Annotated in this window: 13 protein-coding genes and 1 tRNA gene; 3 read left to right on the top strand and 11 right to left on the bottom strand. The window is 66.2% G+C overall.

Features of this window, described 5'->3' with window-relative positions; all coding sequences use genetic code 11:
* Positions 1 to 89 precede the first annotated feature (89 nt).
* Entirely contained in the window at positions 90 to 2,807 is a 2,718-nt protein-coding gene (locus AC1RJ5_RS02105; RefSeq protein WP_342250232.1) for a PAS domain S-box protein, read from the bottom strand.
* Positions 2,808 to 2,939: 132 nt separating this feature from the next.
* Positions 2,940 to 4,313 (bottom strand): class II 3-deoxy-7-phosphoheptulonate synthase, encoded by a 1,374-nt coding sequence (locus AC1RJ5_RS02100; RefSeq protein ID WP_184168277.1) that lies wholly within the window; start codon positions 4,311 to 4,313, stop codon positions 2,940 to 2,942.
* A gap of 553 nt (positions 4,314 to 4,866) precedes the next feature.
* On the opposite strand from AC1RJ5_RS02100, the gene AC1RJ5_RS02095 reads away from it, so the two are divergent.
* Complete coding sequence (locus AC1RJ5_RS02095; RefSeq protein ID WP_269576456.1) at positions 4,867 to 5,652, top strand: sulfite exporter TauE/SafE family protein; 786 nt, start codon at positions 4,867 to 4,869, stop codon at positions 5,650 to 5,652.
* A gap of 11 nt (positions 5,653 to 5,663) precedes the next feature.
* Positions 5,664 to 6,782, top strand: coding sequence for a pyridoxal phosphate-dependent aminotransferase (locus AC1RJ5_RS02090; RefSeq protein ID WP_342250233.1), 1,119 nt, complete (start codon positions 5,664 to 5,666; stop codon positions 6,780 to 6,782).
* A 27-nt stretch (positions 6,783 to 6,809) separates the two neighbouring features.
* Here the strand turns inward: AC1RJ5_RS02090 and AC1RJ5_RS02085 are convergent, their stop codons facing one another.
* From AC1RJ5_RS02085 to AC1RJ5_RS02045, 9 genes are all read right to left on the bottom strand, one after another.
* Positions 6,810 to 7,265: an SRPBCC family protein gene (locus AC1RJ5_RS02085; RefSeq protein ID WP_342250234.1), complete on the bottom strand. Its 456-nt coding sequence runs from the start codon at positions 7,263 to 7,265 to the stop codon at positions 6,810 to 6,812.
* Between the two features lie 2 nt (positions 7,266 to 7,267).
* Positions 7,268 to 7,594 (bottom strand): ArsR/SmtB family transcription factor, encoded by a 327-nt coding sequence (locus AC1RJ5_RS02080; protein ID WP_342250235.1) that lies wholly within the window; start codon positions 7,592 to 7,594, stop codon positions 7,268 to 7,270.
* Between the two features lie 42 nt (positions 7,595 to 7,636).
* Positions 7,637 to 8,572 (bottom strand): NAD(P)-dependent oxidoreductase, encoded by a 936-nt coding sequence (locus tag AC1RJ5_RS02075; protein WP_493111438.1) that lies wholly within the window; start codon positions 8,570 to 8,572, stop codon positions 7,637 to 7,639.
* A gap of 136 nt (positions 8,573 to 8,708) precedes the next feature.
* Positions 8,709 to 9,731, bottom strand: coding sequence for a hypothetical protein (locus AC1RJ5_RS02070; RefSeq protein ID WP_493111436.1), 1,023 nt, complete (start codon positions 9,729 to 9,731; stop codon positions 8,709 to 8,711).
* A gap of 227 nt (positions 9,732 to 9,958) precedes the next feature.
* On the bottom strand, positions 9,959 to 10,525 hold the full coding sequence (locus tag AC1RJ5_RS02065; RefSeq protein WP_269575303.1) for a hypothetical protein: 567 nt from the start codon (positions 10,523 to 10,525) through the stop codon (positions 9,959 to 9,961).
* A 110-nt stretch (positions 10,526 to 10,635) separates the two neighbouring features.
* Positions 10,636 to 12,066 (bottom strand): cysteine--tRNA ligase, encoded by a 1,431-nt coding sequence (cysS, locus tag AC1RJ5_RS02060; protein ID WP_269575304.1) that lies wholly within the window; start codon positions 12,064 to 12,066, stop codon positions 10,636 to 10,638.
* 38 nt (positions 12,067 to 12,104) lie between these two features.
* On the bottom strand, positions 12,105 to 12,413 hold the full coding sequence (locus AC1RJ5_RS02055) for a hypothetical protein (protein ID WP_342250238.1): 309 nt from the start codon (positions 12,411 to 12,413) through the stop codon (positions 12,105 to 12,107).
* A gap of 56 nt (positions 12,414 to 12,469) precedes the next feature.
* A complete protein-coding gene (locus AC1RJ5_RS02050; protein ID WP_269575306.1) occupies positions 12,470 to 12,688 on the bottom strand; it encodes a hypothetical protein in 219 nt (72 codons plus the stop codon).
* 161 nt (positions 12,689 to 12,849) lie between these two features.
* Positions 12,850 to 12,923 (bottom strand) — tRNA-Cys (locus AC1RJ5_RS02045).
* 164 nt (positions 12,924 to 13,087) lie between these two features.
* Here AC1RJ5_RS02045 and AC1RJ5_RS02040 point away from each other — a divergent pair.
* Complete coding sequence (locus AC1RJ5_RS02040) at positions 13,088 to 13,771, top strand: protein-L-isoaspartate O-methyltransferase family protein (RefSeq protein ID WP_269575307.1); 684 nt, start codon at positions 13,088 to 13,090, stop codon at positions 13,769 to 13,771.
* Positions 13,772 to 13,778 lie beyond the last annotated feature (7 nt).

Genomic DNA, 13,778 nt, shown 5'->3' with positions numbered 1-13,778 from the left:
GGACCGGCGTCACAGAGGGGCAAGGCGCCGGCCCGCTTCCCTCTGCCGGCCGGGTCTTGCAGCGGTGTTTCAGTTTGTTGCGCAGTGCCTCAGGCTGTTACGCTGGCCTCGACGCTCGGCAGCGCGAAGCTGAACATCGCACCGCCCTCGGGCCGGTTCTCCGCCCAGAGCCGCCCGCCATGCGCCTCGACGATGGTGCGGCAGATCGGCAGGCCGAGGCCGGTGCCGCTTTCCTTGGTGGTGCGGAACGGCTCGAACAGATTGTCGAGGATCGCGTCGCTGAGGCCCGGGCCGGAATCGGCGATCCGGACGATCACCTCATGTTCCTCGGTCCGTGCCGTCACACTGACTTCACGCAGCGGGCTATGGCTGGTCGCCTCGACCGCGTTGCGGATCAGGTTGGTCAGCACCTGCTCGATCTGGAGCGCATCGCCGATCAGCTCGGCCTCACCGGTGTCGCAGTCGCACTCGATCGTCACTTCGCGCGAGACCTTGAGCTGGCGCACCGCGGTGCAGGCGGTGCGGATCACGCGATCAAGATCGAGATGCGCCTGGTTGACCTCGCCGGTGACGGTGAAGGAGCGGATCTTGCGGATGATGTCGCCGGCCCGCAGCGCCTGCACCCGAGCCCGGTCGAGCGCGTCGAGGATGTCATGATCGGGATCGCCGCGCGAGCGGGTGAGGTAGCGGCAGGCCTCGAGATAGTTGGTGATCGCCGCCAGCGGTTGGTTCAGCTCGTGCGCCAGCGTCGACGCCATCGCGCCCATCGCGTTCAGGCGGGCGAGGCGGAGCAGCTTCTCATGCGCCTCGCGCAGCTGCGCCTCCGCCTCGATATCATGCGTGATGTCGATGATGAGGCCGAGCAGCCGCGGCTGGCCATTGTGCGGATCATAGCGACCCTGCAGCGTCACCCAGCGGATCTCGCCATCGGCCATGGTGAGGCGCAGCGTCATGTCGAGCGGCCCCTGGGTTCGCCGCGCATGGACGATCGCCTTGCGCAGCTCGATGACCTGATCGATCCCGAGCCGATCGGCGACATCCGCCAGGCGATATTCGCCCTCGTGCCATTCGAGCCCGAACAGGCGCGCGCTTTCCGGCGAATGGCGCGAGCCGCCACGGATCAGATTGATCTCCCAGACCCCCACGCCGGCGGCTTCCTGGGCAAGGCGGAGCAGTTTCTCGCTTTCCTCGAGCGCGCGCTGGGCGGCGATGCGGCGCGACACGTCGAGGATCACCACCGCGATATAATCCGGCGCGCCGTCGCCCGCCCGCACCATGTTGGCGGTGCAATGCACCGGACGCAGCTGACCATCGGGCAGCCGCAGCATGCGATCGTCCGAATAGAGCGGAATTTCACCACGGGCGAGCGCCTGGATGCCTTCCTCGGTCGACGGCCATTGCTCCGCGGTGCCGACCTTGCGGCAATTCTGCCCGAGCAGCTCATTGCGGGGATAGCCAGTCATCTCGCAGATCCGGTCGTTCACTTCGAGGAAGACGCCCTCGAGCGAGAGGCGGGCGACGCCCACGCCGGCCTGCTCGAACACGGCGCGATAGCGGCGCTCGGCCTCCTCCAGCCTGCGCCGAGCCTCCATCTCGGCAGTGATGAACTCGCTGGTTATCACGACGCCGGCGATCTGGCTGTCTTCGTCGCGCCACGGGTGGAAGCTCCAGCGGACATAATCGACAGTGCCGTCCGGATGATGCAAGGCATCGCCATTGCCCGAAAGCGTCTCGCCCGCCAGCACGCGCGCATATTGCTGCCGACGCTCCGGAGCGCAGGTCGGAAAGACCTCGAAATGGCTGCGCCCCTCTATCGACACGCCCTCGGGCAGGCGGAAATCGGTGATGAAGCGCTTGGACGTGGCGACGAAGTGCAGATTCCGGTCGAGGATCGCCACCGCCGAAGTCGCATCGCGAACCATGTTGGTCAGGTTCAGCCGCGCGATCTCCAGCCTGCGCGCCGCCAGGCTGAGCTTGTCCTCCGCATGGCGCTCATCGGCATAGGCAGCCAGCAGGAATATGGTCGCACAGGTCACCGCGACGAATATCTGGGCTAGGAGCTGGCGATGGTCGGACGCCGCAGTGGAGAAGGGGCCGGTTTCGATCTCGGTGCTCCACAGCACGATCAATGCGCTGATCACCACCGACGTCGTCGCGCCCCGCAGGTGCCATCCCAGCGCGGCAAGCACCAGCGGTGGGAAGATCGCCCAGCTCATCGGGCTGCCGGTCGTCGTAAGGAAGGCATGGGCGGCGATGGCGCCGCAGAACAGCATGACCGCGACGAAGCCGACCCAGCGCAAGGGCGACCAGCGCTCGCGCGGCGGCGTCGCCCACACAAGCACCAGCGGCGCCACAAGGATCATGCCAAGCCCTTGCTGCGCGAACCTGTCAATGAAAGTAGCCGGTTGCCCCACCACCGTCGCGCCAAGCGCGACTATCGTGGCCGCGACGAGCGAGCCGGCAACCGCGGCCAGGAAGATCCAGAGGATCGAACGCGGATCAAGCAGTTCGTTCGGGTTGATGCCACGGCGCTTGATGAGCATCGCGGTGACCAATGCACCGAGCGCCAGCCCCAATGCGCGGAAAAGCTGTTCGATCAGCGGGAAGGGAGACTGGAACAGCCAATAGGTGAGCAGCACCGCCACCGCGAGCAGTGGCCAGAATCGCGTGCTGGTGAGCAGCAATCCGCCGACCGAAACGCCGATGGCGAGCCCGATGGGAGGGCTATGGCCGGTAGAGCGATGCCAGAGAGCCCAGGCGATGCAGCCGGCCAGCGCACCGACGAACAGCTGCAGCGCCGGGAGCACCGACGCAAACCAATTCTCTGGCAGACGCTCCCTCACCGTTGCCAAGCAAAACTCCGCGCAAAGCGTAGCCAATCCAGGATGCTGACAGCGATGTAAATCCGTTAATTAACGGAGCGGTTCCGTAATATTCGATCAAGCAGCGGCTTTTCTGCGTTCAGCCATTTCCTCGTTGAGCATTTCGGCAAGCAGGAACGCGAGCTCCAGGCTCTGTCCCGCATTGAGGCGCGGATCGCAATGCGTGTGGTAACGATCGGCCAGGCCCTGCTCGGTGATGTCGATCGCGCCACCGGTGCATTCGGTGACATTCTGCCCCGTCATCTCGGCATGGATGCCGCCGGCGAACGTGCCCTCCGCACGGTGCACGGCGAAGAAGCCGCGGACTTCGGCCAGGATGCGATCGAACGGACGGGTCTTGTAGCCGTTCGCGGCCTTGATGACGTTTCCGTGCATCGGATCGCAGCTCCACACCACCGGATGCCCCTCGCGCTTCACCGCACGGACGAGCTTGGGCAGTCCGGCCTCGATCTTGTCGTGGCCATAGCGGGTGATCAGCGTCATCCGGCCCGGTGTGCGGCTCGGGTTCAGCGTATCGAGCAGGCGCAGCAGCGCGTCCGGCTCCAGGCTGGGGCCGCACTTCATGCCGATCGGGTTGCCGATGCCACGCAGGAACTCGACATGCGCCGACCCCTCGAACCGCGTGCGATCGCCGATCCACAGGAAGTGCGCGGACGTGTCGTACCAGTCGCCGGTCAGCGAATCCTGGCGCGTCATCGCTTCCTCATAGGGGAGCAGCAGCGCCTCGTGGCTGGTGTAGAAGCTGGTCGCCTTGAGCTGCGGTACGCTGTCCGCATCGATACCGCAGGCGGCCATGAAGTCGAGCGCCTCGCCGATCCGGTCGGCGACATCGGCGTACTTCTTCGCCCAGGGGCTACGACCCATGAAGTCGTGGGTCCATTTATGGACCTGGTGCAGATTGGCATAGCCGCCCTGTGCGAAGGCGCGGAGCAGGTTGAGTGTCGCCGCCGACTGCGAATAGCCCTGGAGCATTCGCTGCGGGTCGGGGATGCGCGCCTCGGGGGTGAAGGCGATGTCGTTGACATTGTCGCCGCGGTAGGACGGCAGCTCGACGCCGTTGATCGTCTCGGTATCGGCCGAGCGCGGCTTGGCGAACTGGCCGGCCATGCGGCCGAGCTTCACCGTCGGCAGCTTCGAGGCGAAGGTGAGGACCACCGCCATCTGGAGCAGCACGCGGAAGGTGTCGCGGATGTTGTTCGGGTGGAACTCGGCGAAGCTCTCCGCGCAATCGCCGCCCTGGAGCAGGAAGGCCTCGCCGCGCGACACCTTGGCCAGCTCGCTGGTCAGCTCGCGCGCCTCGCCGGCGAAGACGAGGGGCGGGAAGGAGGTCAGCTGGTTGGTCGCCGCGTCGAGCGCGCCCTGATCGGGGTAATTGGGCAGCTGGCGCGCCTCGGCGGCCTTCCAGCTCGAGGGGCTCCAGCTTGCATGCATGTCATTCTCCGCGTCGCGCACAGTCACATTCCAGTCGGCATGGCCGGCAATGCCATGCGCGGCGATCAGGTTCGCCACCTTGGCATTGGCGCGCTTGCCATCCTTCTCCCAGCCCTGGACGGTAGAGCCCGGAATATCGAACCAGGCGCCAAAGGCAGCGCGGGTGAGGGAGCGTTCCTCGCGGAAGCGGCGGATCTTGGTGCCTGCAAGTGTCGTCATAGTGCAGGCGCCTTACCCCCGCTGGGTAAAATCCTGCAAGCGAAAAATTTCCCCAGCAGGGTAATTCATGCGCACTTGCAGTCGCCACGGTCTCTGATAGCCTCGCATACGCCGGAATCGCAGGCCGGCAGCGACGCGGCCATGCGTCGCAAGGAACGTACATAGCGGCACGCACCGTCCGACGGCCCAAAGGGCGCGGACCGGGAAGCGCGCTGCGACAGGAGAGGCAGGAAGCTCAGCGGGAGAGTTTCGTGCCCAAAGTTCTTTTGCGCGTACCCAGTCTCGAAGGAAGTGCCCGGTGACCGCGGTTGCCTGGGTGGAAGCGCTCGCGGCGATGCTTGCCGCCGGGCTGGTAGCCGGGTTCGCCGGCGGGCTTTTCGGGATCGGGGGCGGATTTGTCGTCGTGCCGGCACTGTTCGCGGTGCTGCCGCTGCTGGGCGGCAGCCCGGACGAACTCGCGCATGTCGCGATCGGCACTTCGCTGGCCACGATCGTCGCGACCTCGATCCGCTCGGTCCACGCCCATGCCAAGCGCGGCGCGGTGGACTTCGACGTCCTGAAAAGCTGGGCGCCGTGGATCGTGCTCGGAGTCGGCGGCGGCGTGCTGCTGGCGGCACGGGTGCCGGGCGCGGGGCTGGCCGCGATCTTCGGCACCGGCGTGCTCATCATGGCGCTGCACTTCCTGTTCCCGCTGCTCGCCGAGCGTCAGCTGGCGACTGCCATGCCGGGCGGTGCCGCGCGGGCGGGGATCGCGGGCGGGCTTGGCGCCTTTTCCTCGCTGCTCGGCATCGGCGGCGGCACGATCGCGATCATCGTGATGACGCTGTGCGGCAAGTCGATCCACCGCGCGATCGCCACAGCCTCGGGCATCGGCGCGATCATCGCCATTCCCGGCGTGATCGGCTTCATCGCGATCGGGCTGGGCAAGCCTGGGCTGCCGTTCGGCTCGCTGGGTTTCGTCAACCTGCCGGCGGCGCTGGTCGTCACCTCGACCACGCTGATCTCGGCGCCCTGGGGCGTCGCCGCCGCGCATGCGCTCAGTCCGTCGCTGCTGCGCCGGATCTTCGGATTGTACCTCGTGCTGATCGGGATCGTGATGATCCGCAACGGACTCAAATGATGGAGGCGAAGATGGTCGAGCTTTCGAGAAGGACGCTGATCCGCGGCGGTGCCGCAACCGCGGCCTGCGCTGCATTCCCGCCGCGCCTTGCCCATGCTGCGGCGGGGGCCGAAGCGCCGCTGTTCGGGCCGGCGGCGGATATCGCGCTGCTCTCGCGCAACGAGAACCCCTATGGCCCCGCGCCGAGCGCGATCGCGGCGATCGCCGAATGGTCGGCCAAGGGATGCTATTACGCCGACACCGCCGCCAGGAAGCTGACCGCGATGATCGCCGAGCGCTTCGGGGTGACGCCGGATCATGTCGCGCTCGGCAGCGGCTCGACCGAAGTGCTGAGCGCGGCGGGGCTCGCGCTGAAGGGCAAGGGCGCGATCCTGTGCCCCGAGCTGTTCTGGGATACGACCGCGCTTTATGCCGAGGCCAAGGGCGCGAAGCTGAAGCGGGTGGCGCTCAAGCCCGATCTCGACATCGATCTCGATGCGATGGCGGCGGCGGTGGGACCCGATGTCGGGCTCGTCCATATCTGCAACCCGAACAACCCGACCGGGCGGCTGCTCGACGGCGATGCGATGCGGGCGTTCGTCCGCAAGGTCGGGCCGAGCGCGACGGTGCTGGTCGACGAAGCCTATATGGAGCTGACCGACAGGCCCGACTACAGCTCGGTCTCGGCGCTGGTGAAGGAGGGGCACAACCTGCTCGTCTGCCGCACCTTCTCCAAGATCTACGGCATGGCCGGGCTGCGCGTCGGCTTCGCGATCGGCCAGCCCGAGACGATCGCGACGATCCGGAAATACGAGATGAGCTTCGGCGGCAATACCGCAGGGCTGGCGGCGGCGATCGCCTCGTACAACGACACCGCCTTTACCGGCTTCTCGAAGAACCGGATCCTGGAAGGGCGCGGGCTGATCCTCGATGCGGTGAAGAAGGCGGGACTGACCGCCGCGCCGAGCCAGGCGAACTTCGTCTATGTAAAGGTGCCCGATGCCGATGCGGTGCAGAAGGCGATGGCGGCCAAGGGAATCCAGATCCGCGGCGCCTATGGCAAATGGTCGCAATGGTCGCGCGTCTCGACCGGAAGGATCGAGGACGTGAAGCGCTATGCCGCGGCGCTGCCGGAGGTGGTGGGAGCCTGATCGCGGGGAGGGCGGGGCATGCCCGGCTCAGTCGGGCAGTGTCTCGCCCAGCTTGTCGTACTGCAGGCTGATCCCATGGAAGCGGGAGCCATTATCCTCATAGCCGTCGAGATAGATGCCGTGCTCGGTATGGAGCAGACGCGTGCCGGCGCCGTCTGGTTGCAGCTCGATCGAGCACAGGCTCACCGAGATCGGCTTGCCGTTCAGCTTCATGCGATAGGCATAGACGATCCGGCTGTCGGGCACGATGTCGTGATAGGAGGCGTCGAAGCGAGTGACCGTGCCGCTCTTCCAGTGGCCCTCCAGATGCTCGGTGCCGCCGACCCGGAAGTCGAAATGGCGATCAACCATGTCCCAAAGTTCGTTCGGGCCAGAGAACCAGCGCGCCTTGCCTTCCTCGCTGGCGAAAGCGGCGAAGACCCGGGCCGGGGATTGCTTGAAGCGGCGCTCGATGACGAACTTGTCGTGGACGGCTTCGGCCATGCTCAATTCTCCTGATCCTCGGCGTCGAGGAATTTGGCGAGGCGATCGTAACGCGCTTCGGTCGCGCGGCGGCGCTCGATGATCCATTGCTCGACCGCCGCAAGGGCGAACGGCTCGAGGGTGCAGGTGCGGACGCGGCCCTGCTTCTCGGTGCGGACCAGCCCGGCGCCCTCGAGTACCCGGACATGCTGGAGGAAGCTCGGCATCGCCATGGTGAAGCCGGATGCGAGGTCGCTGACGCTGGCCGGGCCGTCACCCAGCCGCTCGACCACCGCCCGACGGGTGGGATCGGCAAGCGCGCCGAAGGCAGCGTCGATTTGGTTAGGCATACACCTAACTAATCTTCACCACCCCGGTTGGGCAAGCGGAAATCAATAGCCGGCGGCGAGATCGACTTCGTTGCGGAGCGGACGCCCCTCGACGAACGCATTGATGTTCTCGACGAACAGGGCCGCGGCGCGGAGGAACATGCGCGTCTGGCTGCGGCCCGACAGGTGCATCGAGTGGATGACGTTGGGCGTGGTCCACAGCGGATGCTCGGGCGGCAACGGCTCGGGCGTGACAGTGTCGAGAAAGGCGCCGGCGATGCGCCGCTTGGTGCAGGCCTCGATCAGCGCGTCCTGGTCGATCAGCTCGCCGCGACCGACATTGATGATCCAGGCGCTCGGCTTCATCGCCGCCAGTTCCTCGGCGCCGATCATCGCGCGGCTGGCATCGGTGGACGGAGCGGCCAGGAACACCCAGTCAGTCTCGGGCAGCAGCGCGCGCCAGGCATCCGGGCCCACCGTGCCTTCGGCACCTGAACGGGTGACGCCGGTCACTTCAACGCCGAAGGCCTGCAATCGCTCGCCGATCAGCCTGCCGATCGTGCCATAGCCGATCACCAGCGCCTTGCTTTCGAACAGCTCGAGCTTGCCCGGCGCGTCCGTAGGCCATTCCTGGCGATCGGCGGCGCGGACGACCTGGTCGAAGCGCTTGGCGGCGACCAGCGCGCCCATAACCGCATATTCGGCGACGGTATGCGCATTGACCCCGCTGCCATTGGTCACCCGGGTGCCGCGTTCGCGCAGCAGCGCGGTGTCGAGCACGTCGAGCCCGGCATAGATGGTCGACAGCCATTGGAGCCGCGTCGCCGCGGCTACGTTCTCCGCCCAGATCTGCGGATTGTTGTGATCGAGCCAGGCGATATCGGCATCGGCTACCGCGGCGCGCGCTTCCTCGGGCGTAGCGAACCAGGCGATATCGAGGCCCGCCGGCAGTTGCGGCTCGACGAGTGGCCGGGCGAGCGCGGGGAGGACGGCCTTCATCGGCCGAGCCCTGTGCCCGCCGGCTCCAGCTGCTCTTTCCGCATCGCCCTGCTCCTAACCATTCAGGCCCGTATTTGGCGAAAGCAGGCGGGGGGATGCAAGGGCAACTGCGAGAAATCCGGCCGCCCGATACGGCCTATTGCCGGATCAAATAGCTGTTGAAGATGCCGTCCAGTTCGCGCTTCTGCCGCTCATTGGTGGTGCGGGTCAGCTGGGCGCAGGCGCTGAGCGCAATATTGTCGCACTTGTTCCTGACACTCTCCTGCTCCTCGGCATGCCGCGCATAGGCCGCGTCATAGGCCTGCTTATAGCCGGGCTTCATGTCGAGAAACGGCTGGTACCAGTGGATCCAGCGGTCGATCTTGTTGCGCGCCTGCTTGGCGGCGAATTCAGCTTGCGCGAGCCTGCGCGCGGCCTGGAGATAGCGCTCTTCCGACACTTTGTAGTTCTTGTAGAAGCGCAGCGGAACCAATGGTCCCAGCAAAGGGTCATCGCCAGGCTTATTGCTTTCCGCCGCCTCCTTGGCTGCCTTCGCCGCCCGGAAGCGCTCCGAGGCACGATCGGCAGCCTTGCGCAGCTCGTCGATCCGCCGGAAGGCATCCTCCAGCCTGGCGTGGAGCGCATCGACATTGTCATTGACGATGATGTCGTTCTCCATCCGCTCGATGAGCACGCCAATCTCGGCTATCGGCTTATCCACGCTTCCGAGCTCGGGTTGCGGCTGCACAGCCTTGGCGACAGCGTGGATCGCCAAGCGATAGGCAGCGAATGCCTCGCCATAGGCGGCGACCGCGCTGACGTCTTCGTTCTGGTCCTGGGTTGCCCGCTCGAGGCGTTCGCGGCGCCGCTCCTCGACATCTTCCCGGGCAATTTGCTCGGCGGAGGGCGCAGGCGTCGCAGCTGCGCGGTCGCTGCCCTGGCCGGACCTTCGTGCACCCGGTCCGGCACCACCTGCACCGTCCGCGCTGCCCGTAACGCGATAGCGCCGCACGACCTCGTTCATGCGGAGGACGATCGCCATGCAGGCGGCGGGACTGGTCGCCGCTTGTGCCGCATCGTAATCGAGCTGCAGCTGGTCGTTGACCTCAGAAGGCGTGGAGGAGGGCAGCGCCGAAATATCGTCCGCCGCCTGCTGCAGCGCCGCCGCGCAGTCCTGCATCGGGAGCGGCGCGGCTCGCGCCGCATCGTGAGCACTGCCCTGCGCGACGACGAGGAAAGCCAGAAAAGCGGACAGGCCGGCGAGGCGGGTGTGGTTCGATCGAGACATGGACGGCCCTGCGGTGAAAGTTCACCCCGCCCTTGTGATTTGCCGCCACCAGAAGGAACGTCGCTGCGACAAAATCGGCGCTGCCTGCGCCCGCCAACGCTTCAGGGCTGACCCAGGGGTCAATTGCGGCGGAACTGCCAGTTCACTCCACCGGAACCGCGAACCGAGAGCACGCCGGCGGCCAGCGAATAGCGATAGGTCTCGGTGATGGCCGCAACGGCGCCAGTGCCGCTCTTGCCGCAGCTGCTCCGCCAGGTCTCGGTGCCGCCGCTCGTCGCGAAACTGATCTTGCCGCCCGCGATCGATACGCGCCCCTGCTTCACCTGGTCGATCGTCCGGGCGCAACGCGCGCCCTCCGGCTGCACCTTGGTGATGCGCCAGCTATAGCCGCCGTCAGGGCGGATCGACAGGTTCATGCGGCGGTCGACACGCATTGGCGTCGCTTCGGTGACGATCGTGGTATTGGTATACGAGCCGGTGCCGACCGTCCCGCCCAGGCTGGTGCCGTAGTTGGGCGTCATGCTCGGCTGCAGCTTGAACTTCGGCGCGATCACCAGTTCCTGCCCGATCGAGGCCTGGGACCAGCTGCCGGCGAGCTCTGGTTCGTCGCCATTGGCCCAGACCGTCGCGGCGGCGAACAGGGCAGGGACGACGAGCAGCGTGACAAGGACAGGGTAGGGCTTCATCGGGGCAACTCCGGACAGGGACGACGCCTGTCCCGTGCAGCCATGGCGACGGAAACCCAGCCGGCATCGACCAAGCCGGGCGCCGGCGCTGCGAAACCTGCCCGCTGCGATTAAATCGCCGGCTTCCAGTCCCAGCCGAGCGGATCGCCGTCCATCACCTCGATACCGGCGGCCGCAAGCGCATCGCGGATCGTGTCCGAGCGCTGGAAATCCTTCACCAGCCGGGCTTCCTTGCGCTCGACCAGACGATCCTCGATCTCCTCGGCGGTGATCGTCGCACCGGCGGGGCGGACGCGGAGTTCCTCGCGGGTCAGCTCGAGCAGGCGCAGGCCGAGCACCGCATCGAACGCAGCAAGGCCGGCGAGGCGATCGGCGGGCGACAGCTTCTTCTCGGCAAGCATCTCGTCGAGCGCGGGCAGTGCCTTGGGCGTGTTGAGATCGTCCGACACTGCCTCGTCGAGCCGCTCCAGCCAGTTGACCGGGGCAGTGCCGTCTCCCTCGGCTCGCGCCTTGAGCGCGCTCACCGTCATCACCAGTCGCTTGAGGCGGGTGAGGGCGGCGGCGAGGTTCTCGGCCGAGAATTCCAGCTCGCTGCGGTACTGCGCCGAAAGGCACATCAGGCGATAGGCGAGCGGATGCACGCCCGCGTCGATCAGCGACTGCAGCGTGGTGAAGCCGCCCTTGGACTTGGACATCTTGCCCTGGCGGTCGACCAGGAAGTTGTTGTGCATCCAGAAATGCGAGCCGGTATCCGAGCAACCGCAGAACGCCTGGTTCTGCGCGATCTCGTTGGGGTGGTGGATCTCGCGGTGATCGATGCCGCCGGTATGGATGTCGAACGGAGCGCCCAGATATTTGATGCTCATCACCGAGCATTCGAGGTGCCAGCCCGGCGCGCCTTTGCCCCAGGGGCTGTCCCATTCCATCTGGCGCTGCTCGCCCTGCGGCGACTTGCGCCAGATCGCGAAGTCCTGGGGATGACGCTTGCCGGCCACCGGATCGATCCGCCCTTCGGCTGCGTCATCCTGGTTGCCGGCAAGGCGGCCATAGTCGGGCACGCTGGTCGTGTCGAAATACAGGCCCGACTCGAGCTCGTAGCAATGCTCGGGCGCGATCTTCTCGGCGAAGTCGATCATCTCGGCGATGTGATCGGTCGCCACCGACCAGCGGCTCGGCTGGCGGATGTTGAGATCCGAGATGTTCTGCTTGAACGCTGCGGTGTAATGCGCGGCGATGTCCCAGATGCTCTTCGCCTGGGCCTTGGCCGCAGCTTCCATCTTGTCGTCGCCGGCATCGGCGTCGCTGGTCAGGTGGCCGACATCTGTGATGTTGATGACATGGGTGAGGGGATAGCCCTTCCAGGTCAGCACCCGGCTGAGCGTGTCGGTGAAGACATAGGCGCGCAGATTGCCGAGATGGGCGTAGTTGTAGACCGTGGGACCGCACGAATAGACGCGTACGCCTTGCGCGGGGTCGAGCGGCTGGAAGGATTCCAAACTGCGGGTGAGCGAATTGTAAAGCGTGAGCTGGGCGCCGGTCATTCCGGAGGCATTAGCGGCTCGCGCCCGGGCTGCAAGCCTCAGGCGGGTTCGGCCACGGTCTCCACCGTCTCCACCGCCTGTTCCAGCGCGGCGCGGACCATCGCGTTCCAGATCAACGCCGGATCATCCCCCGCCTCGCGCCCGGCCGCGACCATCTCGCGAGTCGGCTCGCGCAGGGTACGCAGGATCGCCATCGCCCGCTCGACCTCGACCGGCCAGATCCGCTCGACCATGAGCCCGACCGGTTCCACCGGTTCCTCGAACGCCTCGCCATTGGGGCTCAGCATCTCGGCGGCGATCACGCGCGCGATCCGCTCGACGGGCGAGGTAACGGAAACATCGGTCATAAGCGTTCCTGTTCGCGGAGTTCAGACCCGCGGAAACGCATGAGCAGGCGGGAGGTTCAGGCGGCCAACGCCGCCTCGCCCTGGCGACGGATAAGACCATTGCCGGAACTGCCCCCCGCCATCAGCGGCAATGCCGTCGCGCAGAACGCGCATTCAGCGGTCAGCCGGCCGATGACCCAATGGGATCCCCCGCAGCCCGGACAATAATTCTGCTGCTGCGGACGATACGCGACACGATAGCCGGTAAGAGCGTGTCGGATGCCGAAATCGTACATGCCTCGTCTCCCGATAATCGGGAGGTCAACGGCACGGAATCGTGATTTGTTCCGCGTGCGGGTCGGTACGTCGCCGACGGGCCGTGCGAATCCGTAGATGAGTTGCAGGAAAGCCACACCGGCACAGCCAAAAGGTGACGCGCCATGGTGGGGAAATAGAGTGGAGGCCCGAGCCGGAATCGAACCGGCGTGCAAGGATTTGCAGTCCTCTGCGTCACCACTCCGCCATCGGGCCTCGGAGCGAGGGGCGGCAATGCGCAGGTGCTTGCGGTCCTGTCAACATTGCAGTGCAAAAATAGCTGCGCGCATTGCTTGGCGAAGCCATATGAAGGGGATACAAGCCGCCTACAGAAACAGTGTATTGCACAACTAATACGGTTGTGCCAGATATCCGGAGTGATGATGGCTCTTTCGGTCGATACCGCGCCTGCCGAGGCGAACCGCTTCGAAGTGATGCGCCACGCGATGGTCGCCAGCCAGCTGCGCACCAACGCGGTCAATGATGTTCGCGTGGTCGAGGTGATGGCACGCGTTCCGCGCGAGGACTTCCTGCCGGAAGAGAATCGCGCGATCGCCTATCGCGACACGCTGCTGCCGCTGCCCGGCGGCCGCAGCCAGAACCTGCCGCTGGCGACGGGCCGGCTGCTGACAGTCGCGAATGTCCGCCCGACCGACAAGGTGCTGCTGATCGGCGGCGCCGGTGGCTATGCCGCCGCGCTGCTCGCCGACCTCGCCACGTCGGTGGTCGCGGTCGAGGAGGAGCCGGCCCTGGCCGCGCTCGCCCGCACCGCGCTGGCCGGCTATGCCAATGTCGAGCCGATCGAGGGTCCGCTGGCCGCCGGCCACGCCTCGGAAGGCCCATATGATCTTCTGGTGGTCGATGGCGCGGTCGAGGAGCTTCCCGCCGCGCTGCTCGACCAGCTCAAGCCCGATGGCCGCGTGGTCACCGGTATCGTGGATCGGGGCGTCACCCGTCTCGCCACCGGTCAGCGGACCGAGGGGGGCTTCGGCCTCACCGACTTCGCCGACATCGAATGTGCAGTGCTTCCTGGTTTCGAACGCCTACGAACCTTTAAATTCTGATCTGAAG

This window comes from Sphingomonas sp. GW822-FHT03G08, assembly GCF_058801135.1.
This window is presented reverse-complemented; position numbering and strand designations above follow the sequence as displayed.

What these genes read in the sequence shown, in the direction of transcription:
- AC1RJ5_RS02100 (WP_184168277.1), bottom strand. Translation starts at nt 4,313, where the DNA reads ATGCATGCAAGCTGGAGCCCCTCGAGCTGGAAGGCCGCCGAGGCGCGC.
- AC1RJ5_RS02095 (WP_269576456.1), top strand. Translation starts at nt 4,867, where the DNA reads ATGCTTGCCGCCGGGCTGGTAGCCGGGTTCGCCGGCGGGCTTTTCGGG.
- AC1RJ5_RS02090 (WP_342250233.1), top strand. Translation starts at nt 5,664, where the DNA reads ATGGTCGAGCTTTCGAGAAGGACGCTGATCCGCGGCGGTGCCGCAACC.
- AC1RJ5_RS02085 (WP_342250234.1), bottom strand. Translation starts at nt 7,265, where the DNA reads ATGGCCGAAGCCGTCCACGACAAGTTCGTCATCGAGCGCCGCTTCAAG.
- AC1RJ5_RS02080 (WP_342250235.1), bottom strand. Translation starts at nt 7,594, where the DNA reads ATGCCTAACCAAATCGACGCTGCCTTCGGCGCGCTTGCCGATCCCACC.
- AC1RJ5_RS02075 (WP_493111438.1), bottom strand. Translation starts at nt 8,572, where the DNA reads ATGAAGGCCGTCCTCCCCGCGCTCGCCCGGCCACTCGTCGAGCCGCAA.
- AC1RJ5_RS02070 (WP_493111436.1), bottom strand. Translation starts at nt 9,731, where the DNA reads ATGCAGGACTGCGCGGCGGCGCTGCAGCAGGCGGCGGACGATATTTCG.
- AC1RJ5_RS02065 (WP_269575303.1), bottom strand. Translation starts at nt 10,525, where the DNA reads ATGAAGCCCTACCCTGTCCTTGTCACGCTGCTCGTCGTCCCTGCCCTG.
- cysS (WP_269575304.1), bottom strand. Translation starts at nt 12,066, where the DNA reads ATGACCGGCGCCCAGCTCACGCTTTACAATTCGCTCACCCGCAGTTTG.
- AC1RJ5_RS02055 (WP_342250238.1), bottom strand. Translation starts at nt 12,413, where the DNA reads ATGACCGATGTTTCCGTTACCTCGCCCGTCGAGCGGATCGCGCGCGTG.
- AC1RJ5_RS02050 (WP_269575306.1), bottom strand. Translation starts at nt 12,688, where the DNA reads ATGTACGATTTCGGCATCCGACACGCTCTTACCGGCTATCGTGTCGCG.
- AC1RJ5_RS02040 (WP_269575307.1), top strand. Translation starts at nt 13,088, where the DNA reads ATGATGGCTCTTTCGGTCGATACCGCGCCTGCCGAGGCGAACCGCTTC.